This window comes from Escherichia sp. MOD1-EC6300 (assembly GCF_002965045.1).
In the GTDB taxonomy this organism is placed as follows: Bacteria; Pseudomonadota; Gammaproteobacteria; order Enterobacterales; family Enterobacteriaceae; genus Escherichia; species Escherichia coli_F.
The window spans coordinates 35,098-56,685 of record NZ_PTRH01000005.1 but is presented as its reverse complement, the minus strand read 5'-3'; the positions used below and the strand labels follow the sequence as shown (position 1 = coordinate 56,685).

Sequence of the window (21,588 nt, the reverse complement as noted above, 5' to 3'; positions counted from 1 at the left end):
CATAAGAATTGTTTCGACGGATTTCACAAACCAAAGATTGTTTACATTAGCGGATTAACACGCGCAGGATCACAAATGCAGGCATTGGTGAGCAGGAAAAAGATCGTGTTTTCGCGCCGTTACGTTTTTAACACTATTATTGCACTAATTCGCCCTTTGCAATCCATCAATGAGTAGTATAAATACGCTCAGTTACCTTCATTCAATCTATGGACACCACCGTTGAAACGTAGTCTGCTTTTTTCTGCCGTGCTTTGTGCGGCGTTATTGACCCCCGTCCATGCGGCGCAGCCGATCACTGAACCGGAGTTCGCCTCTGATATTGTCGATCGTTATGCCGATCATATTTTTTATGGCAGTGGTGCCACGGGGATGGCGCTGGTTGTTATCGACGGTAACCAGCGCGTCTTTCGCAGTTATGGCGAAACGCGCCCGGGTAATAACGTTCGCCCGCAGCTGGATTCGGTCGTGCGTATTGCTTCGCTCACCAAGCTAATGACCAGTGAGTTGCTGGTGAAATTGCTCGACCAGGGGACCGTGAAGTTAAACGATCCGCTAAGTAAATATGCTCCACCAGGCGCACGTGTGCCGACTTACAATGGCACGCCTATTACCCTGGTGAATCTGGCAACCCATACCAGTGCCCTGCCCCGTGAACAGCCGGGAGGTGCGGCACATCGTCCAGTGTTTGTCTGGCCAACGCGCGAGCAACGCTGGAAATACCTTTCTACGGCGAAGCTGAAAGCCGCGCCAGGCAGTCAGGCGGCATACTCTAACCTTGCGTTCGACCTGCTGGCAGATGCACTGGCGAATGCTTCTGGCAAGCCTTATACCCAGTTGTTTGAAGAGCAGATTACCCGTCCGTTGGGGATGAAAGACACGACCTATACTCCATCGCCGGATCAGTGCCGACGTTTAATGGTTGCTGAGCGCGGTGCCAGTCCATGCAATAACACGCTGGCGGCAATTGGCAGTGGCGGCGTCTATTCCACGCCTGGCGATATGATGCGCTGGATGCAGCAGTATTTGTCATCTGATTTTTATCAGCGCAGTAATCAGGCGGATCGTATGCAGACGTTGATTTATCAGCGCGCGCAGTTTACGAAAGTGATTGGCATGGATGTCCCCGGCAAAGCGGATGCACTTGGTTTAGGCTGGGTATATATGGCCCCGAAAGAGGGTCGTCCGGGGATTATTCAGAAGACAGGTGGTGGTGGCGGTTTCATTACCTATATGGCGATGATCCCGCAGAAGAATATTGGCGCATTTGTGGTGGTCACTCGTTCGCCATTGACGCGCTTTAAAAATATGAGCGATGGCATCAATGACCTGGTGACAGAACTGAGCGGGAATAAACCGTTGGTCATCCCCGCGTCCTGATTAATACTCTGAAGGCAAACGGTTGATAGCAACCAGTTTGCCTTTATTCATTTCGATATAGCCGCCTTTACGTAAAGCAGCGAGAACTTCTGCGACGACAGAACGCGATATGCGTGTACGTTGATGGATATAATTCATCACACCAATACGTGAGCGTAATTCTTCATTCCAGTCAATCATTGATAATAACGTTGCGCGGATTTGTTCGTAGGAATTATGTCCAATGAGCTGCACATCGCGTAATTCCAGAATTCTATTTTGCCAGGCTAACCAGTAAAAAGCGTCTCGCCAGAGTTGATTTTGTTCAATAAGCGTAATGGTTTGTTTGGCTGGCAGATGATATCCCGTACAATTTCCTTCTGATATTAATTTGTATGGTATATCGTTTTTCATCAACCCATCAGCCAGCCCCATAATAAAAGGTGCCAGGGTAATACCGATAAGTACGTTTTCTTCTCTACGCAGAGATATAATGCCTTCTAAAATAACGAAAGTATCTTCGCTATTGACATCACTTGAAAATATAACTTGCTTTTCATTATTAAACTCGAAGCGCGTGCCGTATCTGGACAAACATTTATCGAGCTTACCAAATTCCTGAAGAGGTTTAACTACAGATAACATTTGCGCGTCCTTTGCAGTAATGCCCGTCAAATCCTTGACGGGCATTATTTAGATTAAATTACCTATTTCTTCGGAGTGAAGAATATTACCAGGTATATTTAACACCCACATTCGCGGACCAGTCTTGATCTACGTCACCACCACCGAGGTAGTTAGCATCGGTATAGGCGCTGAAGTTCTTGGTGAAGCTGAACTGAGTACCCAGACCAACACGTACCGCAGACCCTTCAGTACCGTTATCGATGGAATCACCGTTCACATCGTTATCGTTGTTAGAGTCGTCGTAGACGTAAGCCAGTTTGAAGTACGGAGTCAGAGCCTGGTCTTCGCTGTAGGTGAAGGTATAACCTGCATCTACACCCAGTTCATAACGCATGCTGTCGTAAGACTGACCATCAACTTTCATGTCGTTGCTCAGCTGGTAATCATCACCAGACTGGAACAGACCAGAAACGCTGCCGTAAGGAGTCACGTAACCTGCATCACCCAGTTTGAAGTCGTAACCGGCTTTCAAACCAAAGCCCCAAGCGTCGGAGTTGGTGCTGCCGTCAACGTAAGTACCGTTGCTCATGGTTGCAGACAGGTCGTTGTTGAAGTGAGAGTAGCTCAAGCTACCATCAACAAAGACGTTGTTCGCGAAGTGAGCAGAAGAGTAGATGTAGGCAGTCTGGCTGTCTTGATCCACCTGACCAGAACGGTCATTCATGTCACCTTTAGCGAAGCCTGCAGCCGCACCGACGATCCACTTAGCGTTGTTACCGTCAACTTTGGTATCAACACCGACCATGATGCCGTTTACATCCTGATCATAGTTAATGGTGCCGTTGTCGCCGTTGAAGTTACCACCGAAGTAGCTTACCCATGCGCCGCCGTTATCAGCCAGACCATGACGAGAGTTGGTCAGACGAGTACCAACGGTGTCTTGTTCCAGGTTCCAGATATTGGTGTTCGCAGACGGGATGCTCAGCGCCATGTTAGCGTAGTCGGTCAGCTCCATCTGTTGCAGAACAACGGTGTTACCGCGCTGCTCAGCCTGATAGGTGTATGCACCCAGGTCAGCTTTGTTGGCAGCAGAGAAGGTCGCGTTGGTATTAACGTCGTTTACATAGATAATTTCTTTATCTTTGTAATCAGCGATAGCGCCAGCGCCTGTTGCGTTGTCGATACGAACTTTATAGTTACCGGTTGCAGCAACAACGTTGTCTACAGAGCTGTTATCCAGTTCAGTACCATTGTCTACATCGCCGTTACCGTTGATAGTCAGGTGACCATCAGAGTTCATAGCAACAATACCGTAACCGTAGTTAGACTTGGTAGTATCCCAGGTACGGTCGTTCACCAAGTCAGCGTTCAGAACATAATCGCTGCTGTGGATATCGAATACACCGGATACTACATTACCATTATTGTCAGCAATGTTGCCGCTAGTCAGTTCCAGTTTATCGGTACGGAAAGCTTCGGTATCGAACTGATCAACGTTCACATCCAGCACCCCACCGTTAGTTACGGTGATAGTATTAGCATACAGGTTGGAATAGATGCTCCAGCCAGTTGATTCAGTCAAATCAACAGTACTATAGGAATTAATAGTCAGATGATCGGTATCAACATAACCACCTTCACCAATGTTCAGAGAAGAGCCATTAGTTAAATCGATAGTGTCTGAAGTTAAACCAGAATCAGAAACATTAACTTGAGAACCATTATTAACGGTCAGGGTATCAACAAGTGAGTCACCTGTAGTGTCCCATTCAGAACCGTTATTCAACGCTACGTTAAATACACCACTCTGGAATACTTTATTATCGATGATGCGATTCCAACCATTAGCTTCAGCTGTTCCACCAGGGGTCAAACTGTTAGTTGCAACATCATACATTGTGTCTGGAGAAATGGTTTCAGCATTGAATGTAGCCTGTCCAACCCACTTGCTTCCATTATCAAGAGTAATATTCAGCTCATCAACGTTCAGGCTATCATCAACCCAACCAGCATTGGTATCTTTTACGCCGTCACCGTTAGAATCATGACCACTTGGATCAAAATTAGCGTTCCAGGTGCTGGTAAACGCAACATCACCCACCAGAGTAGAATTGCTGAAATATACATTGTTCTTCATTGCATAGTCTGAAGTACTGTCAGTGAAAGACAATGCAACGTCACCCGGACCAGCATAATCACTCGGCTCACCAGAGTTACCGAAATGACCATAACCAGAACTTTCCAACACGGTATTTGAACCGGTGGTTACGGTTGAGTTAGAGACATTAATATTGTTATCCCAAGTATGGGATTCTGTAGTGTAAGTATTGTTGTAAGTACTACCTTGAGATAACGCAATACCTGCAACACGGGAGTTATTGGAGATATTGATGTTACTTTCTACATTAAGATTAACAGCAACGCCTTCGCTAACGTCAAAAGTGCCGTTAGTAGATTTAGTTACATCGCCATCTTTGTAGTAATCAGTAAAGTAAAGTGCTTCATAGTCATCATCAATAGTGGAGTTAGCAATATTCAGAGTGAATACATCACCGTCATACCACGTTGTATCAATAACTGTATCACCAGCCTGAATGTAGCCATAGCTTTGATCATAAGCATTATTATGCCAGAGATCACCACCAGGCAGCATAGAAGTGATTGAGCCGTGAATTACTGAATTAGCAATATCAAGCTGGTTAGCATTGCCATTTGTACCATCAGTGTAGTCGTGGTTCAGATAATATGTAGAAATCGTGCCGTTAACAGTATCACCGTTAAAAGACTGATCGAAGTCGCCATTGGTGTTGTTATAGTAGACAAAGCCACTATAATTCACATAGTTACCGTCTACAGTGCCCGGATTATCCATATTGGTCCAGTTAAGACCAGTAGCCGCGTTATCGACATATGTCCAGGTGTCATAAGTAGCTGCATTAGCCTGAGAGGTGATAGCCAGAGTGCAAGCCAATGCTAATTGTGATACTACAAGTTTCTTTTTCCAGGAGTGCATTTGTCATCCCTCCTCAGGGACGTAATAAGTTGATCCATCAATTATCAATGCATAGAAAACATATTATGTTTCGCGTTTACGATTATGCGGCGTTATAGAGGAATGGTTCAATTATTCTTTCCCCTAAGTCCGATTGCGGACATATATAAAGCACGTGAACACACATAAAGAAATAAATAACAAAAATACATTATTTCAATAGGTTAATGAAAGCGCCAATTTTAAAACATAGACCATAAAAATATAAAACAACCAAACCAGACAAATAATGTATCAATAAGCAATGAACTTTACGCCATTCACTTTTTGAAAACGTCACCAAATCCCCAAAAACAATAATCTATAGCTATAAATAAAAATTAAAAATATTTTCAATGAATATAAATTTATTGCTATTTCTATTACAAAGATGTCCTGACCTCTCATTCATTCTCTTCTTGTCAACATCGCGACAACTTTCGTAAAACATCCCCACCCTGCTTCAGGTATACTATGCCCCTCGATTCCACAAACATCAGGCAGACCATGACAGACCTAATCCAACGCCCTCGTCGCCTGCGCAAATCTCCTGCGCTGCGCGCTATGTTTGAAGAGACAACACTTAGCCTTAACGACCTGGTGTTGCCGATCTTTGTTGAAGAAGAAATTGACGACTACAAAGCCGTTGAAGCCATGCCAGGCGTGATGCGCATTCCAGAGAAACATCTGGCACGCGAAATTGAACGCATCGCCAACGCCGGTATTCGTTCCGTGATGACTTTCGGCATCTCTCACCATACCGATGAAACCGGCAGCGATGCCTGGCGGGAAGATGGACTGGTGGCGCGTATGTCGCGCATCTGCAAGCAGACCGTGCCAGAAATGATCGTCATGTCAGACACTTGTTTCTGTGAATACACATCTCACGGTCACTGCGGTGTGCTGTGCGAGCATGGCGTCGACAACGACGCGACTCTGGAAAATTTAGGCAAGCAAGCCGTGGTTGCAGCTGCTGCAGGCGCAGACTTCATCGCCCCTTCCGCCGCGATGGATGGCCAGGTACAAGCAATTCGCCAGGCGCTGGACGCTGCGGGCTTTAAAGATACGGCGATTATGTCGTATTCGACCAAGTTCGCCTCCTCCTTTTATGGCCCGTTCCGTGAAGCGGCCGGAAGCGCATTAAAAGGCGACCGCAAAAGTTATCAGATGAACCCAATGAACCGTCGCGAGGCGATTCGTGAGTCACTGCTGGATGAAGCCCAGGGCGCAGACTGCCTGATGGTTAAACCAGCCGGAGCTTACCTCGACATCGTGCGTGAGCTGCGTGAGCGTACTGAATTGCCGATTGGTGCGTATCAGGTGAGCGGTGAGTACGCGATGATTAAGTTCGCCGCGCTGGCGGGTGCTATAGATGAAGAGAAAGTCGTGCTCGAAAGCTTAGGTTCGATTAAGCGTGCGGGTGCGGATCTGATTTTCAGCTACTTTGCGCTGGATTTGGCTGAGAAGAAGATTCTGCGTTAATGATCATTATGCCGGGTTATCCAACCCGGCATTTCCCCCTTACCCCGCCCGATAAAACGGAATATCCCCAAGAATCGTCGCCCGATGCATAATCCGCCGCTGTGGCAGGTAATCCGCATTGGCATAGTGCTGAGTCACGCGGTTATCCCAAATCGCAATATCATTCGGTTGCCAGCGCCAGCGCACCTGAAACTCCGGTTTAGTGATATGGGCAAACAAAAAACCTAACAAGGCTTCGCTCTCTTTATCGCTGACATCAACAATTCGTGTGGTAAAACCTTCGTTCACAAACAGCGCCTGTTTACCGGTCACCGGATGCGTTCGCACAACCGGATGGAGCAACGGTGGATTTTTCGCGACCGCCTCGCGCCAGCGTTGATGCTCATCCTCGGTTTTGCGGTACTTGTATTCCGGGAACGATTTACGGAAATCATGCTCCGCACGTAGCCCGCTCAATAGTTGACGGAAGGGAGCTGAGAGCGCCTCATAGGCCGCAATACCGCTGCTCCAGAGCGTATCGCCGCCAGTCGAGGGTAACTCTTTCGCCGCCAGAATCGCCCCTGCGGGTGGCGTTTCAATAAATGTCACATCGGTGTGCCAGTTATCGTTATCCGGCGGATTATCGTTATGAGTATCCAGTACGATGATCTCCTCAACCCCTTCGGCATGAGGGTAAACAGGATGAATATGCAGTTCGCCAAAACGCTGGGCCAGCGCGCGTTGCTGCTGCGGTGTAATGGCTTGATCGCGCAGAAACACCACCTGATGGCGCAGTACCGCATGGTAAAGCTGTTCAAACTGATTATCGCTTAACGGACGCGTCAGGTCGGCACCTGAAATTTGTGCACCGATATACGGCCCCAGCGGGGTAATGCTCAGACGTTCACTCATTGTACTTCTCCATGCCAGGGCGTCAGGCGGCGCTGTAACGCGCGCAGACCCAGTTCTAAAAGAAAGGCGATAATCGCAATCACCGCGATCCCCGCCAGCACCACGTCAGTCGCGAGAAATTCACCCGCTGACTGAACCATAAATCCTAAACCGCGCGTTGCGGCAATCAGCTCCGCCGCCACCAGCGTTGACCAGCCCACACCCAGACCAATGCGTAATCCGGTGAGGATTTCCGGCAGCGCGCCGGGCAAAATAACAAACCACAGCACCTGCGCACGGCTGGCCCCCAGCGACTGAGCGGCACGAATGCGAACCTGCTGCGCGCTTTTCACCCCCGCCAGCGCCGACATCGCCACCGGTGCAAAAATCGCTAAATAGATCAGTAAGATCTTCGAGGTTTCGCCAATACCAAACCAGATCACCATCAGCGGCAAATAAGCCAGCGGCGGCACCGGACGATAAAGCTCGATTATCGGATCCAGAATGCCGCGCACCGTCGGGCTTAGTCCCATGGCGATCCCAACCGGAATGCCGATCAACACCGCCGCAAGTAGCGCCAGCACAATGCGCGTCAGGCTGGCTGCCAGATGTTGCCACAGGGTGGCGTCCATAAATCCTTGAGGTCCGGCAATAGTGAGCAGTTTTGCCATTACCTGTTGCGGCGGCGGCAGAAACAGCGGGCTAATCAGTTGCAGCGCCGCCACCGCCCACCATACCGTGAGTAAAACCGCTAACGTGCCAATGCTTAAGGTCACCTGACGCGAGAGCGGCCAGCGCCATTTCAGCCGATGCGAATGCAGTTTTTCATTAATGAGCACACTCATGAGAACGCCTCCCGTTGCTCAAATACGCGGCTTAAAACATATTCGCGCATGGCGATGAATTGTGGATCGGACTTGATGCTGCGGCTCGGTTCCCCGGCAACAAAGCGGCGGGCGAAGTTGAGCGGCAGGCGTTCCAGCACGCGGCCTGGGCCGGGTGAAAGCAGAACCAGTTCAGTCGCCATAAACACCGCTTCTTCTATATCGTGGGTAATCAACAGCACCTGCTTGCCCGTCTCCTGCCAGAGTTTCAGCAGCAGGGTTTGCATCTGGTCGCGGGTGAAGGCGTCCAGCGCGCCAAACGGTTCGTCGAGTAATAACAGCTGGGGATTTGCCGCCAGCGCGCGGGCAATCCCTACCCGCTGACGTTGACCGCCGGAAAGCTGCCAGATATAGCGTTTTTCTGCGCCTTCCAGCCCCACTTTTTTCAGCATCTGGTGCGCGATTTCCAGGCGCTGTACTTTCTCTACACCTGCCAGTTGCAGGCCGAATGCCACGTTGTCTACCACATTACGCCACGGCAACAGCCCTTCATTCTGAAAAACCACGCCCCGCTCTGCGCCCGGTCCCTCAATGCACTTACCCGCCAGTTGAATGCTGCCATGCTGATAAGGCACAAAACCGGCAATCAGATTCAGCAAGGTGGTTTTGCCGCAGCCAGACGGTCCCAGAACCACCAGAAGCTCGCCGCTTTCCAGCGTCAGGTTGATATCTTCCAACGCCGGTTTGCCGCCATAATCGGCGTAAAGATGAGAGATTTGCAGCATCTGCGCCTCCTTTTATTGCACGAAGCGCGAGGTCACGTACTGGCTGTAATCATTCGCCACGGCAGGGACTTTGCCCTGATCTTTCAAAAACTGCGCGGTATCAATGATCGCTTTATTCACCGGTCCGGTCAGTTCTGCCGTTTGTTGCTGCGGCGTCAGATAGGTATTCCCCTTCACCAGCCCCGGAACGTCACCTTCCGGCACGGCGCTTAAACGCGCCAGCTTGCTGATGTTTTCCGGCTGTTTCAGCCACGCGTCTGGGTTAGCAATGTACGGTTGCTGAGCATCGATGGCGCTTTTAGCGAACGCTTTCACGACTTCAGGATGTTTCTCGGCAAAATCTTTGCGCACGACCCAGACGTCCAGTGTCGGCGCGCCCCACTGCCCGACCTGTTCAGAATCGGTCAGCACCTTGCCATCTTTTTCCAGGGCGTTAACCGCCGGTGCCCAGACATAAGCACCATCAATATCTCCCCGCTGCCATGCGGCGATAATCGCGGGCGGCTGCAGGTTCACAATCTCAACTTGCCCAGGTTTAATACCCCAGTGTTTCAGCGCCGCCAGCAGGCTGTAGTGGGTGGTGGAGATAAACGGTACGGCGATGCGTTTACCAATGAGATCTTCGGGTTTGCTGATGGTTTTCTTCACCACCAGCGCTTCGGAGTTACCCAGTTTTGACGCCAGCAAGAAGACTTCAATCGGCACCTGTTGGCTGGCTGCAACCGCTAATGGGCTGGAACCGAGGTTGCCGATTTGCACGTCGCCAGAAGCCAGTGCTCGCACGATGCTGGCTCCGCTGTCAAACTTGCGCCAGTCCACCGTCGCCCCGCTCTCTTTAGCAAAGGTGTTATCAGCCTGAGCCACTTTCGCCGGTTCAGCGGAGGTTTGATAGGCCACGGTGACGTTCACCGCCTGTGCCTGAAAAGCGATGAATGCCAGTGCGGCAAGAAGTGTGTTACGCGATGAAATTGCCATGATTGTCTGCTCCCCTGTCTTGTTATGGGAGCAGTATTTCGTTGCGGGTCAGTTTGATAAAGGAATTAAAACGTCTTGTTAAGAACAAAGCGTTTTTAGAAAAAAACTGGCAATGGTTAGCGAATATGCGCATTTTGCTATTTTTAACAAACATCGCCTGGTGCAGCGCTCACGCCTCTTATCATGCATACAAATACTGGGGCCGGATAAATTTTATGCTCCAATGCTATATACTATAGGGGGGTATGCATTGACATATATCATACCCCCCTATAGTATATTGCGTGCAGATGATGAGGTGCGAAATGCCCAGTACTCCGGAAGAGAAGAAAAAGGTCCTTACTCGAGTTCGTCGTATTCGGGGGCAAATTGATGCTCTGGAACGGTCGCTGGAGGGTGATGCCGAATGCCGTGCCATACTCCAACAGATCGCTGCCGTTCGGGGCGCGGCTAACGGGCTGATGGCAGAAGTGCTTGAAAGCCATATCCGGGAAACGTTTGACCGAAATGACTGCTACAGCCGCGAAGTCAGCCAATCCGTTGACGACACTATTGAACTGGTTCGTGCCTATCTTAAATAGCTGAATCTATTACCATATTGAGGAAGAGCGAGAGATGAAATCACGTGCTGCCGTTGCATTTGCTCCCGGTAAACCGCTGGAAATCGTTGAAATTGACGTTGCACCACCGAAAAAAGGTGAAGTGCTGATTAAAGTCACCCATACCGGCGTTTGCCATACCGACGCATTTACCCTCTCCGGCGATGACCCGGAAGGTGTATTCCCGGTAGTTCTCGGTCACGAAGGGGCCGGCGTTGTGGTTGAAGTCGGTGAAGGCGTAACCAGCGTCAAACCTGGCGACCATGTGATCCCGCTTTATACCGCAGAGTGCGGCGAGTGTGAGTTCTGTCGTTCCGGCAAAACTAACCTCTGTGTCGCAGTTCGCGAGACTCAGGGCAAAGGCCTGATGCCAGACGGCACCACCCGTTTTTCTTACAACGGGCAGCCGCTGTATCACTACATGGGATGCTCTACATTCAGTGAATACACCGTGGTTGCGGAAGTGTCTCTGGCCAAAATTAATCCAGAAGCAAACCATGAACACGTCTGCCTGCTGGGCTGTGGCGTGACCACTGGCATTGGCGCGGTGCATAACACTGCTAAAGTCCAGCCAGGTGATTCTGTTGCCGTGTTTGGTCTTGGCGCGATTGGTCTGGCAGTGGTTCAGGGGGCTCGTCAGGCGAAGGCGGGACGGATTATCGCTATCGACACTAACCCGAAGAAATTCGATCTGGCGCGTCGTTTCGGTGCTACCGACTGCATTAACCCGAATGACTACGACAAACCGATTAAAGATGTCCTGCTGGATATCAACAAATGGGGTATCGACCATACCTTTGAGTGCATCGGTAACGTCAACGTGATGCGTGCGGCGCTGGAAAGTGCTCACCGCGGCTGGGGTCAGTCGGTGATCATCGGGGTCGCGGGTTCCGGTCAGGAAATCTCCACCCGTCCATTCCAGTTGGTCACCGGTCGCGTATGGAAAGGTTCCGCGTTTGGCGGCGTGAAAGGTCGTTCCCAGTTACCGGGTATGGTTGAAGATGCGATGAAAGGCGATATCGATCTGGAACCGTTTGTCACGCATACCATGAGCCTGGATGAAATTAATGACGCCTTCGACCTGATGCATGAAGGCAAATCCATTCGAACCGTAATTCGTTACTGATTTCCCGCTGATTTCGCCCCGTCCAGTTCAGACGGGGTTCTCAATACCGTCCCCGGGCAGCCGTCCGGGGATTAACCATGAGATAATGACTGATGGAACTCATTGAAAAACATGCCAGCTTTGGCGGCTGGCAAAATGTGTATCGGCATTATTCCCAATCACTGAAATGTGAAATGAATGTCGGTGTCTATCTCCCGCCAAAAGCCGGGAATGAAAAATTGCCGGTACTGTACTGGCTTTCGGGCCTGACCTGTAACGAGCAGAATTTCATTACTAAATCGGGGATGCAACGTTACGCGGCTGAGCACAACATTATTGTTGTTGCGCCAGACACCAGTCCGCGAGGCAGTCATGTCGCAGATGCCGACCGTTACGATCTCGGACAAGGTGCCGGGTTTTACCTGAACGCAACGCAAGCGCCGTGGAATGAACATTACAAAATGTATGATTATATCCACAACGAGCTGCCGGATTTAGTGATGCAACATTTTCCGGCAACGACCAGAAAGTCTATCTCAGGTCATTCTATGGGCGGGCTGGGCGCGCTGGTGCTGGCGTTACGTAACCCAGATGAATATGTCAGCGTCTCGGCGTTTTCGCCCATTGTCTCCCCATCGCAAGTACCGTGGGGACAGCAAGCCTTTGCCGCGTATCTTGGTGAAAATAAAGATGCCTGGTTGGATTACGATCCGGTGAGCCTTATTTCACAAGGTCAACGCGTTGCGGAAATCATGGTTGATCAGGGATTGAGTGATGATTTTTACGCAGAACAGCTGCGGACTCCAAATCTTGAAAAGATCTGCCAGCAGATGAATATCAAAACGTTAATCCGTTATCACGAGGGTTATGATCACAGCTATTATTTTGTCTCCAGTTTTATTGGCGAGCATATTGCCTACCACGCCAATAAACTGAATATGCGTTGAGCATCCGCGCACGCCAGCCGGATGCGGCGTGAACGCCTTATCCGCCTACATTTCGCCCATAAACCGTAGGCATGATAAGACGCGCATAGCGTCGCATCAGGCATCTGCGCACAACTGCCGGATGCGGCGTGAACGCCTTATCCGGCCTACATTTCGCCCATGAGCCGTAGGCATGATAAGACGCGCATAGCGTCGCATCAGGCATCTGCGCACAACTGCCGGATGCGGCGTGAACGCCTTATCCGGCCTACATTTCGCCCATGAGCCGTAGGTATGATAAGACGCGTCAGCGTCGCATCAGGCATCTGCGCACGACTTATCTATGTTTACCACATCAAATCATCAGGCACTTTAAAGTCGGCATACGGATCGTCTTCATCCTGCTCTTCGGCGCTGAGCGCGCTGTGCAACACAATACTGCTGGCATCACGCTGAGCAATTTTATCGGCAACGCTGGCGGGAATAATGGCGTATTCACCTTCGCTATTGTTATCGACCAACAAGCGGGCAATCGCCAGACGACCATTAATCAACTGCGTTTGTGTGAGCTTATCGACAAAAATCTTCTTAATCAGATTGCCATCGGTAAAGTTAAAACCGATATCGCCATTGGCAATGGTGATCCGGTTCATTTCAATAAGCTGCTTCACCTGAGCTTTATATTCTTTCGCCAGTGCCGCTTGTTTTTGCTGCTCGCTAAGCTGTTTATCACGCTCAAGCTGTGCCTTTTTATTTTCTTCTACCGCCGCCCGAGCTTCACGCGCCTGAACGCGCGATTTTTTCGCCGTTCTCTCGACCTTCGCCGCTTTTTTGCTGGTGACTAATCCTGCTTTGAGCAACTGCTCTTGTAAGGTAAGTTTTGCCATCTTTGTTTCCAAACCCGCTGAATAATTTTTAGCGAGTATACCTGTAAACGCCGTGGGTGTATTGGGGGGCAAGTCCCTTTCGCCCCGGCTTAATAAGGCGCGTCAGGCATCAGCGCACGGCTGCATTCGGGATTTTCGACTCATCAAAATAAACACCGCTAATCCAGCAACAAGAATACCCGGCGCAGATGCGGCCATTACGCCAACCGTGCCAGTGCCTAATGCCAGCATTTTCCCTGCCAGCAACGGGCCGCTCATGGCACCCAGACGCCCAATCGCCACGGCGGTTCCCACGCCGGTTGCGCGGATCTGCGAACTGTAAAACAACGGAGCCAATGCATACAAAACGCTTTGCCCACCTGTTGCAAACAACCCTGCGACGAATCCCGCCAGCAACATACCGTTAAATGATGACACCGTTCCCAGCGCTAACAGCGAAGCTAACATACCGCTATAAATCAGTAGCGACATGGTCATTGGACGCAGTTTATCCATCAAGGCGCCCAATATTAACGTCCCGCTTGCCGCCCCCATTTGTAGTGCAAACATCACCCCTGCCGCCTGCGATGGCTGGAATCCTTGTTCCACTAAAAGCAGCGGTAGCCAGTTGATCAACATGTAGACCACCAGCAAAGTGAAGAAATAACACAACCACAGCAGCAGCGTTGCGGTTGCCGTTTCTGGCGCAAATAACGCACGCAGTGGAGGCGCGGCCTGTTTTTCGCCAGCGAACACCGCCGACTCCGGCAGCCAGTGCATTAATAGCGGCACCAGAATCAGCGGCACTACACCACCGACCCAAAACACCGTTTGCCAGGCTAAGTTTGCCCCTGCAAAACCCAGTGTCGCCGCCAGCGCCGCGCCAATGGGAACCCCGCAATACATCAGGCTCACCGCCGTTCCACGAAAACGTGGCCCCGCCGCTTCAGACGTCAGGGCGATAAGATTCGGCAACGCCGCCCCCAGCCCGACACCGGTCATCAGCCGCGCAAAGACCAGTGAGGGGAAATCCCAGGCAATAGCCGTTGCCAGCGAGAACAAACCAAACAGCGCAACTGAACCAATCAAAATGCGTTTACGACCATAACGGTCCGCCAGCATTCCGCCAACCAGCGCGCCGGGTAGCAAACCGAGTATTCCGGCACTGAATATCCAGCCCATTTGCATTTTATCGAGTGCAAAAGCCTGGGCGATGCCACCCGCCGCAATGCCAGCCGCCTGAAGATCCAGTCCTTCCATCAGAGCGACTAAAAAACAAAGCCCGATGGTCAGCATCAGGCGGGATGAAGATGATGAAGGGGTACGAGTCGACATAAGATGAACCTCGTTGCGAATGCAGGTGAATCGCGGCTGATACATTGCCAGCCGCGTAATCAAAACCATTTAATGACTGCCTACGGACGAAAGTAGGCCGGATAAGGCGTTTATGCCGCATCCGGCTGTCGTGCGCCATTGCCTGATTCGACGCTGACGCGTCTTATCATGCCTACAAATTCCCGCGCCATCCGTAGGCCGGATAAGACGTTTACGCCGCATCCGGCAGTCGTGCGCCATTGCCTGATGCGACGCTGACGCGTCTTATCATGCCTACAAATTCCCGCGCCATCCGTAGGCCGGATAAGGCGTTTACGCCGCATCCGGCAGTCGTGCGCCATGCCAGATGCGATGCTGATGCGTCTTATCAGGCCTGGGATGGGTATACAAAATGCACGTTGTCAGCAGTCAACATGATTTGTTGTTGCACAGATCCAGCGCCACGTCGACGATCATATCCTCCTGGCCGCCGACCATCCGGCGTTTACCCAGCTCAACGAGAATATCCACCGCGCTTAAACCATAACGCGCCGCCGCCGTTTCACAGTGACGCAAAAAGCTTGAGTAAACACCAGCGTATCCCAGCGCCAGCGTTTCGCGGTCGACACGTACCGGACGATCCTGCAACGGACGCACCAGGTCGTCAGCAGCATCCATTAACGCATAGAGATCGGTCCCATGCTGCCAGCCCAGTTTATCCGCGGCGGCAATAAACACTTCCAGCGGTGCGTTACCTGCACCCGCGCCCATCCCCGCGAGGCTAGCGTCGATGCGGTCACAGCCCTCTTCCACCGCCGCGATAGAGTTCGCCACGCCAAGACTCAGGTTATGGTGAGCATGCATGCCAGTTTGCGTTTCCGGTTTCAGCACCGCTTTCAGGGCGCGGAAACGGTCGCGGATATCGCTCATGTTCATCGCACCGCCAGAATCCACCACATAAATACAGGTCGCACCGTAGCCTTCCATCAGCTTTGCCTGCTTTGCGAGATTCTCCGGCGTGGTCATGTGGCTCATCATCAGAAAGCCAACGGTATCCATTCCGAGTTCGCGGGCATACTGAATATGCTGAGCGGAAACATCAGCTTCGGTGCAGTGCGTAGCCACACGAACCACCCGCGCGCCAGCCTGCCAGGCATTTTTCAAATCGTGAATAGTGCCGATTCCTGGCAGCAACAACGTCGCGATTTTGGCGTGCTTCACCACATCCGCCGCCGCTTCAATCCATTCAAGGTCGCTATGTGCGCCGAAACCATAGTTAAAGCTGGAACCCTGCAAACCATCGCCATGGGCCACTTCAATCGAATCCACGCGGGCATCATCCAGTGCTTTGGCAATCTGGCGGACATTTTCAAGTGAATACTGATGACGAATGGCGTGCATACCGTCACGCAACGTGACGTCTGAAATATAAAGTTTTTTACCGTTCATGCCGCTTCTCCTGCCTTGCGCGCCAGTGACTGGGCCATTTTTTCTGCTGTCGCCAGCGCACTGGAAGTCATAATGTCGAGGTTGCCTGCGTAGGCAGGCAGATAATGCGCTGCGCCTTCGACCTCCAGCCAGACCGCCGTTTTCAGCCCAGAGAACTGACCAATGCCCGGTAAATTAACCGGTTTATCCTGCGGGATAACTTCAAACTGCACGCGCTGTTTCAGGCGATATCCCGGTACGTAAGCCTGCACCGCCTCAGCCATTTCATTGATTGAGGCTTCGATATCATCTTGTGAAGCTTCATCGCTCAATACATACACCGTGTCGCGCATCATCAACGGCGGCTCTGCCGGATTAAGCACAATAATCGCCTTCCCTTTTGCCGCGCCGCCTACGACTTCAATGGCTCGAGAGGTGGTCTCCGTAAATTCATCGATATTGGCACGCGTGCCAGGGCCAGCAGATTTACTGGCGATAGAAGCGATGATTTCGGCGTAATGAACACGCGCCACGCGTGAAACCGCCGCTACCATCGGAATGGTGGCCTGGCCGCCGCAGGTGACCATGTTGACGTTCAATTGATCGACGTTTGCGTCGAGATTAACGACCGGCACGCAGTAAGGGCCGATGGCAGCTGGCGTCAGGTCGATTAAGCGAATATCCGGTTTCGCTTCGCGCAAAGCGGCATCGTTTTTCACATGCGCGCCCGCGCTGGTCGCATCAAACACTATATCGATATCAGCAAATTCAGGCATGTTCATCAGCCCAATCACCCCTTCATGGGTGGTAGCGACGCCCATACGTCTGGCACGCGCCAGACCGTCGGACTGAGGATCAATGCCGACCATCACCGCCATCTCCAGATGCTGACCGTGACGCAAAATTTTAATCATCAGATCGGTGCCAATGTTGCCAGAACCGATAATGGCGACTTTACGCTTACTCATGACAGACTTCCTTTTGGGGCTGCGCTTGAAAATGTCGCAGCAACTGAACCTATGCCTTCAATATGGGCTTCAAAACGATCGCCCGCATTCACCGCCACCATCGGACCTAATGCCCCGGTAAGAATGATATCTCCGGCGCGCAGCGGTTCACCCAGACTGGCCATTTTGCGTGCCAGCCAGACGGCGGCATTAAGCGGATGTCCCAGGCATTCGCTGCCGCGCCCGCTGGAAACCTCTTCGTTATTACGCGTCATCTTCATGGCGCAGTTTTTCAGGTCTAACCCCGCCGGACGTTGCGCCGGACCGCCGATAACATACACCCCACAGGAGGCGTTATCTGCCACGGTATCGACAAACTGAATCGACCAGTCGCGAATACGGCTGCCCACCACTTCCAGCGCCGGAAGCACCCATTCAATGGCGCTATACAGTTCGTCGAAGGTAATATCCGTTGCGGGTAAATCGCGGTTTAGCACCAGGGCGATCTCTGCTTCAATACGAGGTTGCAGAACACGGGAAAAAGGAATGGTTTCGTTATCGCCATAACACATGTCGGCAAATAATGTTCCGAAATCCGGTTGATCAACCCCCAGTTGTTGCTGCACTTTCGGATGTGTCAGGCCCACTTTACGCCCCACCACGCGACGCCCCTGCGCAACGTCATATTGCACATTTATGTGCTGAATGGCGTAGGCCGCTTCAGCGTTATCGATACCAATCAGATCGCGTAGCGGTGCAATCGCTTCGCCCTGTTCTGCGGCGCGGCGTAAATCCGCCGCCAGTTGCTCAAGAGTATGCTTCGTCATGACCGTTCCTTAAGGACGTGCGAGGAAATTCAGCACCAGTTGATTGAAAGCGTCGGCATGTTCCCACTGCGCCCAGTGACCACAGTCGCGGAAGATATGCAGCTCAGAACCGGCGATGCCAGAAAGCAGACGCAGCCCTGCGTCCATCGGCACAAAACGGTCATTACGCCCCCAGACAATCAGAGTTTGCGCTTTGATTTCCGCCAGACGTGGGCCAAAATCCGGGAACTGTTTCGGATTGGCTTCCAGGCTCTTAACGAAGTTTTCCAGGTGATCGCGGCGCGACAGCATATTATTCAGGCGCGCTTCAAACAGGGCGTCGGTCAAATCGCTGGTATCGAAAACGAAGATATCCATCATCAGCTTCAGATTTTCGATAGTCGGCTGGCGATAAAGCTGATTCAGTCGCTTAATGCCTTCAGTTGGCATCGGCGTAAACAAACTCATGCCACCTGTACCGCCGCCCATCAGCACCAGTTTGCCGACGCGCTCCGGCCAGTTAAGGGTGAACGCCACAGAACTGTGACCGCCCATCGAGTTGCCCAGCAGGTGGATTTTGGCGATATCCAGTTGATCCACCACGCTTTTCAGGATGCGCGCATTGAGATCCGATCGCGAACCACTGTTAACGATCGAATCGCTCTTTCCCCAACCAGGACAATCCAGCAGGATCACCCGATAGCCAGCTTCTACCAGCGGATCGATATTGCGGCTGAAGTTCGCCCAGCCCGTAGCCCCCGGGCCGGAGCCGTGCAGCAGGACAACGGTTTCGTCGCCTTGACCGCAGTCATTAAAATGGATGCGCAGCGTTTTACCCGCTTCTTCTACATTCAGAAAACGGCTGGTGGCGGCTTCGGTTTGTGGCTGATAACTCATCATCTTCTCCTGCATATTCAGTTCTCTGTTCTGGCGCTTAACGAGCCAAATCCGGCAATCCACTCCGGGATCGGGCGGTAATAACGCCCTTCGCTACGCCAGTTGCCAAACGCAGAAATAGCGGCAAAAGCAGCGACCCAGGTTTTGATTTCATGTGTCGACTTTCCTGCAATGGCGGAAAGCTCTTCGTTACTGACGGCATCCAGTTCCTGTATGCGTCCCTGCTCCAGCAAAGACATGAACTGGTTATCCCAAATCGGGTTGAGCGGATGCAGAGTTCTCTGATCCTCAACAAACCTCTCAGCGGCGCTAATCACCCGTTGCTGGCGCATTTCGCGCTCATTGGCGGGCAAATCTTTCCCGCTACCCAACAGACGATCGCGCATATGGGCATCCGCTTTCGCCAGTTCTGGCACTGGCGGCTGATGGGAAAGCCCACCGGAACCCAGGAACAGCACGCGCTTATTCAGCGTGCTGGTGAAACGTCCAATGGCTTCACCCAACATGCGGGTACGCTGAAAACCAGGTAGCGGCGTGGCGACACCGTTGATGAATACAGGCAGGACCGGCACCTTATCCAGCCCACCGAGCAAGAACTCCAGCGGCTGGGCGAACCCATGATCCACCTGCATACAGTAAGAAACGGCAAGATCAATCCCGCTCTTCATGACGGCATGCGCACAAGCCTCCGCCAACTCCACAGGCACGGGCAGCTCTCCTGCCGCACTGCCGAAATCACCAATTGCCGTCGCTCCAACGCCTAAACAGAACGGTGGCATCACGTCATAGAAAAAGCCGTTGTAATGATCTGGCGCAAACAGCACCACCAGTTCAGGGGAGAAGGCCGCAATACGCTCGCGGGCACTGGCAATCACGCCATTGACCTCATCAAGTATCTCTTGCGCCGGGTCGACATACCCTACCAGCGGCGAGTGGGAAAGACAGTGAAGATAAGCGTGCATATCAGGCTACCTTTTCGACAGAAACGTCGACATCAGGGCGGTTGAGTGTCATCACGGACGCCAGTTTATTCAGCGTATTACCCAGAGTTTGCGGAATGGCGATGGCGGCAACAAAGCGATCCGGGCGCATCACCACTAGCGAAGCATTATGTTGTGCGAACCAGCTACGCAGGCGACCTTGCGTATCGCCCACGCGCAGCACGCCGTCGTGGTTATCCTGCGCGGTATGAATTTGCACATCCGGCACCACCTGAATGAAGCAAGTACCCAGCGCGCGCCATTGCTGGATTTGCTCATCGCTCATCCCCCACAGTGGATTGCATCCCCAGCCAATTACCGCGAAGTTCGCGCCGATCGCGTTATCGAGCAACGTCACGTCGCCGTTTTCCAGCGTAACTTTCGGCTGAATAAACATCTTGCCGACCGGAGAGTGTTTCGCTTCGCCTTCACGCACCAGCGCACCGGCGTAATATTGCGGCATCGGCTTGAAGCGCATTTCGAGAAAGTAGCGTTTTACTGGCGGCAGATAATTCAGCAGCCAGGAAACACCGTCACGTAACGTACCCTGCCAGCGTTTCGGCGGAGCCAGTACGTTGCCCGCCGTCACCGACAGATCAATCATCGCTTTGGCGTGATCGCGACGTTCTTGTTGATAGGTATCGAGCAGCGCATCGCGAGCTTTCCCCTGGATAACCAACGCCAGTTTCCAGGCGAGGTTAAAGGCGTCGCGCATACCACTGTTATAGCCCTGCCCCTGCCACACCGGCATGATATGTGCGGCATCGCCCGCCAGCAGTACGCGGTCAATACGAAAACGTTGTGCCAGTCGCGCGTTGTGGGTGTAGACACGCTGACGAATCAACTCGACGTTGTCCGGATTAGGCAGCACTTTGCTTAACAGTTTGCGCATATTTTGCGGCTCGCGGAGCTGTTCTTCGGTTTCGCCCGGCATCACCATAAATTCAAAGCGACGTACCGCATGAGGCAGAGCTGCAGAAACATACGGGCGCACCGGATCGCAACACAAATAGATATGCGGCGTACTTAACGGATCGTTGGCGATATCCACCACAATCCACTGATTTGGTGCGGTTTTACCTTCAAACGGCACATTCAGGGTGCGCCGGACAAAACTTGCTCCACCGTCACAGGCTACCAGCCACTGGGCTTTGACCGTTTCCCGCTGCCCTTCTGCCGTTTTCAGATACAAGGTCACTTCGTCATCTTGCTGGCTGAAGGCCTCCAGCTCGCGGGAAAACAGGCAGCGCACATTCGGAAACCGCGACAACCCTTCCAGCATCACCGCATCGACCTGCGGCTGAATAAAGGCGTTACGACGCGGCCAGCCAAATTCATCGGTCATTGGCTGAATATCAGCAAAACAGCGGCCTTTTGGGGTAAGAAAACGCATCGCATGCCACGGCGTAGTGTGCGGCAGAACATTATCGACAAGGCCAACCGACTGCATGGTGCGCAGCGCCTCGTCATCAATTCCAATCGCGCGTGGATAGTCGATCAACTTATCGAGTTTCTCCACCACCAGCACGTCAATGCCCATCTGGCCGAGATAGTTCGCCATCATCAGCCCGACCGGACCGGCACCAGCGATCGCCACCTGAACGCAATGGTTAACAGCAGGCTGGATGTCAGGGTGTTGTATTGCCATTTCAGTACCTCACGACTCGGACAAAATGCCGTTGCGCGCACAGTTCTACGCAACTTATTTTGTTAAAAACATGTAAATGATTTTTTATTGTGCGCTCAGTATAGGAAGGGTGTTTTCGG

The 21,588-nt window shown here is 52.0% G+C and carries 19 protein-coding genes; 5 read left to right on the top strand and 14 right to left on the bottom strand.

The features are described from left to right. Positions 1 to 222: 222 nt before the first annotated feature. On the top strand, positions 223 to 1,380 hold the full coding sequence (ampH, locus tag BGE37_RS09735) for a D-alanyl-D-alanine-carboxypeptidase/endopeptidase AmpH (RefSeq protein WP_000830728.1): 1,158 nt from the start codon (positions 223 to 225) through the stop codon (positions 1,378 to 1,380). Here ampH and iprA read toward each other — a convergent pair whose 3' ends face one another. Both iprA and BGE37_RS09725 read right to left on the bottom strand, forming a co-directional pair. Continuing rightward, complete coding sequence (iprA, locus tag BGE37_RS09730) at positions 1,381 to 2,004, bottom strand: hydrogen peroxide resistance inhibitor IprA (RefSeq protein WP_024211937.1); 624 nt, start codon at positions 2,002 to 2,004, stop codon at positions 1,381 to 1,383. Between the two features lie 85 nt (positions 2,005 to 2,089). Beyond that, positions 2,090 to 4,999 carry an autotransporter outer membrane beta-barrel domain-containing protein gene (locus BGE37_RS09725; protein ID WP_105277188.1) on the bottom strand — a complete coding sequence of 970 codons (2,910 nt, stop codon included), beginning with the start codon at positions 4,997 to 4,999 and terminating at the stop codon, positions 2,090 to 2,092. Between the two features lie 525 nt (positions 5,000 to 5,524). Between BGE37_RS09725 and hemB the strand changes: the two genes are divergently transcribed. Beyond that, positions 5,525 to 6,499 carry a porphobilinogen synthase gene (hemB, locus tag BGE37_RS09720; RefSeq protein WP_001295337.1) on the top strand — a complete coding sequence of 325 codons (975 nt, stop codon included), beginning with the start codon at positions 5,525 to 5,527 and terminating at the stop codon, positions 6,497 to 6,499. A 39-nt stretch (positions 6,500 to 6,538) separates the two neighbouring features. On the opposite strand, the gene tauD is transcribed toward hemB, so the two are convergent. The 4 genes from tauD to tauA are packed head-to-tail and all read right to left on the bottom strand — an operon-like array spanning position 6,539 to position 9,953. Further along, entirely contained in the window at positions 6,539 to 7,390 is an 852-nt protein-coding gene (tauD, locus tag BGE37_RS09715) for a taurine dioxygenase (protein ID WP_105277187.1), read from the bottom strand. After that, positions 7,387 to 8,214: a taurine ABC transporter permease TauC gene (gene tauC, locus BGE37_RS09710; protein WP_105287983.1), complete on the bottom strand. Its 828-nt coding sequence runs from the start codon at positions 8,212 to 8,214 to the stop codon at positions 7,387 to 7,389. Before tauC ends, tauD begins: the two co-directional genes overlap by 4 nt. Beyond that, complete coding sequence (tauB, locus tag BGE37_RS09705) at positions 8,211 to 8,978, bottom strand: taurine ABC transporter ATP-binding subunit (RefSeq protein WP_039021002.1); 768 nt, start codon at positions 8,976 to 8,978, stop codon at positions 8,211 to 8,213. Before tauB ends, tauC begins: the two co-directional genes overlap by 4 nt. Positions 8,979 to 8,990: 12 nt before the next feature. Beyond that, the gene (tauA, locus tag BGE37_RS09700) at positions 8,991 to 9,953 is read right to left on the bottom strand and encodes a taurine ABC transporter substrate-binding protein (protein ID WP_105287982.1); all 963 of its coding nucleotides are present in this window, start codon (positions 9,951 to 9,953) and stop codon (positions 8,991 to 8,993) included. Positions 9,954 to 10,258: 305 nt separating this feature from the next. Between tauA and frmR the strand changes: the two genes are divergently transcribed. The 3 genes from frmR to fghA all read left to right on the top strand — a co-directional run bounded on the left by frmR (position 10,259) and on the right by fghA (position 12,604). Then, positions 10,259 to 10,534, top strand: a complete 276-nt coding sequence (gene frmR, locus BGE37_RS09695; protein WP_001141271.1) for a formaldehyde-responsive transcriptional repressor FrmR — start codon at positions 10,259 to 10,261, stop codon at positions 10,532 to 10,534. 34 nt (positions 10,535 to 10,568) lie between these two features. Then, entirely contained in the window at positions 10,569 to 11,678 is a 1,110-nt protein-coding gene (frmA, locus tag BGE37_RS09690) for an S-(hydroxymethyl)glutathione dehydrogenase (protein ID WP_000842102.1), read from the top strand. 92 nt (positions 11,679 to 11,770) lie between these two features. After that, positions 11,771 to 12,604, top strand: coding sequence for an S-formylglutathione hydrolase (gene fghA, locus BGE37_RS09685; RefSeq protein WP_105277186.1), 834 nt, complete (start codon positions 11,771 to 11,773; stop codon positions 12,602 to 12,604). Positions 12,605 to 12,930: 326 nt separating this feature from the next. Here fghA and BGE37_RS09680 read toward each other — a convergent pair whose 3' ends face one another. From BGE37_RS09680 to BGE37_RS09645, 8 genes are all read right to left on the bottom strand, one after another. Then, positions 12,931 to 13,470 carry a DUF2058 domain-containing protein gene (locus BGE37_RS09680; protein WP_001096710.1) on the bottom strand — a complete coding sequence of 180 codons (540 nt, stop codon included), beginning with the start codon at positions 13,468 to 13,470 and terminating at the stop codon, positions 12,931 to 12,933. A 102-nt stretch (positions 13,471 to 13,572) separates the two neighbouring features. Further along, entirely contained in the window at positions 13,573 to 14,784 is a 1,212-nt protein-coding gene (gene mhpT, locus BGE37_RS09675) for a 3-(3-hydroxy-phenyl)propionate transporter MhpT (RefSeq protein WP_105277251.1), read from the bottom strand. A 408-nt stretch (positions 14,785 to 15,192) separates the two neighbouring features. Continuing rightward, positions 15,193 to 16,212 carry a 4-hydroxy-2-oxovalerate aldolase gene (mhpE, locus tag BGE37_RS09670; protein WP_001013506.1) on the bottom strand — a complete coding sequence of 340 codons (1,020 nt, stop codon included), beginning with the start codon at positions 16,210 to 16,212 and terminating at the stop codon, positions 15,193 to 15,195. Then, complete coding sequence (gene mhpF, locus BGE37_RS09665; protein ID WP_000044306.1) at positions 16,209 to 17,159, bottom strand: acetaldehyde dehydrogenase; 951 nt, start codon at positions 17,157 to 17,159, stop codon at positions 16,209 to 16,211. The genes mhpE and mhpF overlap by 4 nt, the downstream gene beginning before the upstream one ends. Then, on the bottom strand, positions 17,156 to 17,965 hold the full coding sequence (gene mhpD / locus BGE37_RS09660; RefSeq protein WP_105287981.1) for a 2-keto-4-pentenoate hydratase: 810 nt from the start codon (positions 17,963 to 17,965) through the stop codon (positions 17,156 to 17,158). The genes mhpF and mhpD overlap by 4 nt, the downstream gene beginning before the upstream one ends. 9 nt (positions 17,966 to 17,974) lie before the next feature. Beyond that, positions 17,975 to 18,841, bottom strand: coding sequence for a 2-hydroxy-6-oxonona-2,4-dienedioate hydrolase (mhpC, locus tag BGE37_RS09655; protein ID WP_000121898.1), 867 nt, complete (start codon positions 18,839 to 18,841; stop codon positions 17,975 to 17,977). Positions 18,842 to 18,858: 17 nt separating this feature from the next. After that, on the bottom strand, positions 18,859 to 19,803 hold the full coding sequence (mhpB, locus tag BGE37_RS09650) for a 2,3-dihydroxyphenylpropionate/2,3-dihydroxicinnamic acid 1,2-dioxygenase (protein WP_000543449.1): 945 nt from the start codon (positions 19,801 to 19,803) through the stop codon (positions 18,859 to 18,861). Position 19,804: 1 nt separating this feature from the next. Continuing rightward, a complete protein-coding gene (locus BGE37_RS09645; RefSeq protein WP_105287980.1) occupies positions 19,805 to 21,469 on the bottom strand; it encodes a bifunctional 3-(3-hydroxy-phenyl)propionate/3-hydroxycinnamic acid hydroxylase in 1,665 nt (554 codons plus the stop codon). Positions 21,470 to 21,588: the final 119 nt, after the last annotated feature.

What these genes read in the sequence shown, in the direction of transcription:
- iprA (WP_024211937.1), bottom strand. Translation starts at nt 2,004, where the DNA reads ATGTTATCTGTAGTTAAACCTCTTCAGGAATTTGGTAAGCTCGATAAA.
- BGE37_RS09725 (WP_105277188.1), bottom strand. Translation starts at nt 4,999, where the DNA reads ATGCACTCCTGGAAAAAGAAACTTGTAGTATCACAATTAGCATTGGCT.
- hemB (WP_001295337.1), top strand. Translation starts at nt 5,525, where the DNA reads ATGACAGACCTAATCCAACGCCCTCGTCGCCTGCGCAAATCTCCTGCG.
- tauD (WP_105277187.1), bottom strand. Translation starts at nt 7,390, where the DNA reads ATGAGTGAACGTCTGAGCATTACCCCGCTGGGGCCGTATATCGGTGCA.
- tauC (WP_105287983.1), bottom strand. Translation starts at nt 8,214, where the DNA reads ATGAGTGTGCTCATTAATGAAAAACTGCATTCGCATCGGCTGAAATGG.
- tauB (WP_039021002.1), bottom strand. Translation starts at nt 8,978, where the DNA reads ATGCTGCAAATCTCTCATCTTTACGCCGATTATGGCGGCAAACCGGCG.
- tauA (WP_105287982.1), bottom strand. Translation starts at nt 9,953, where the DNA reads ATGGCAATTTCATCGCGTAACACACTTCTTGCCGCACTGGCATTCATC.
- frmR (WP_001141271.1), top strand. Translation starts at nt 10,259, where the DNA reads ATGCCCAGTACTCCGGAAGAGAAGAAAAAGGTCCTTACTCGAGTTCGT.
- frmA (WP_000842102.1), top strand. Translation starts at nt 10,569, where the DNA reads ATGAAATCACGTGCTGCCGTTGCATTTGCTCCCGGTAAACCGCTGGAA.
- fghA (WP_105277186.1), top strand. Translation starts at nt 11,771, where the DNA reads ATGGAACTCATTGAAAAACATGCCAGCTTTGGCGGCTGGCAAAATGTG.
- BGE37_RS09680 (WP_001096710.1), bottom strand. Translation starts at nt 13,470, where the DNA reads ATGGCAAAACTTACCTTACAAGAGCAGTTGCTCAAAGCAGGATTAGTC.
- mhpT (WP_105277251.1), bottom strand. Translation starts at nt 14,784, where the DNA reads ATGTCGACTCGTACCCCTTCATCATCTTCATCCCGCCTGATGCTGACC.
- mhpE (WP_001013506.1), bottom strand. Translation starts at nt 16,212, where the DNA reads ATGAACGGTAAAAAACTTTATATTTCAGACGTCACGTTGCGTGACGGT.
- mhpF (WP_000044306.1), bottom strand. Translation starts at nt 17,159, where the DNA reads ATGAGTAAGCGTAAAGTCGCCATTATCGGTTCTGGCAACATTGGCACC.
- mhpD (WP_105287981.1), bottom strand. Translation starts at nt 17,965, where the DNA reads ATGACGAAGCATACTCTTGAGCAACTGGCGGCGGATTTACGCCGCGCC.
- mhpC (WP_000121898.1), bottom strand. Translation starts at nt 18,841, where the DNA reads ATGAGTTATCAGCCACAAACCGAAGCCGCCACCAGCCGTTTTCTGAAT.
- mhpB (WP_000543449.1), bottom strand. Translation starts at nt 19,803, where the DNA reads ATGCACGCTTATCTTCACTGTCTTTCCCACTCGCCGCTGGTAGGGTAT.
- BGE37_RS09645 (WP_105287980.1), bottom strand. Translation starts at nt 21,469, where the DNA reads ATGGCAATACAACACCCTGACATCCAGCCTGCTGTTAACCATTGCGTT.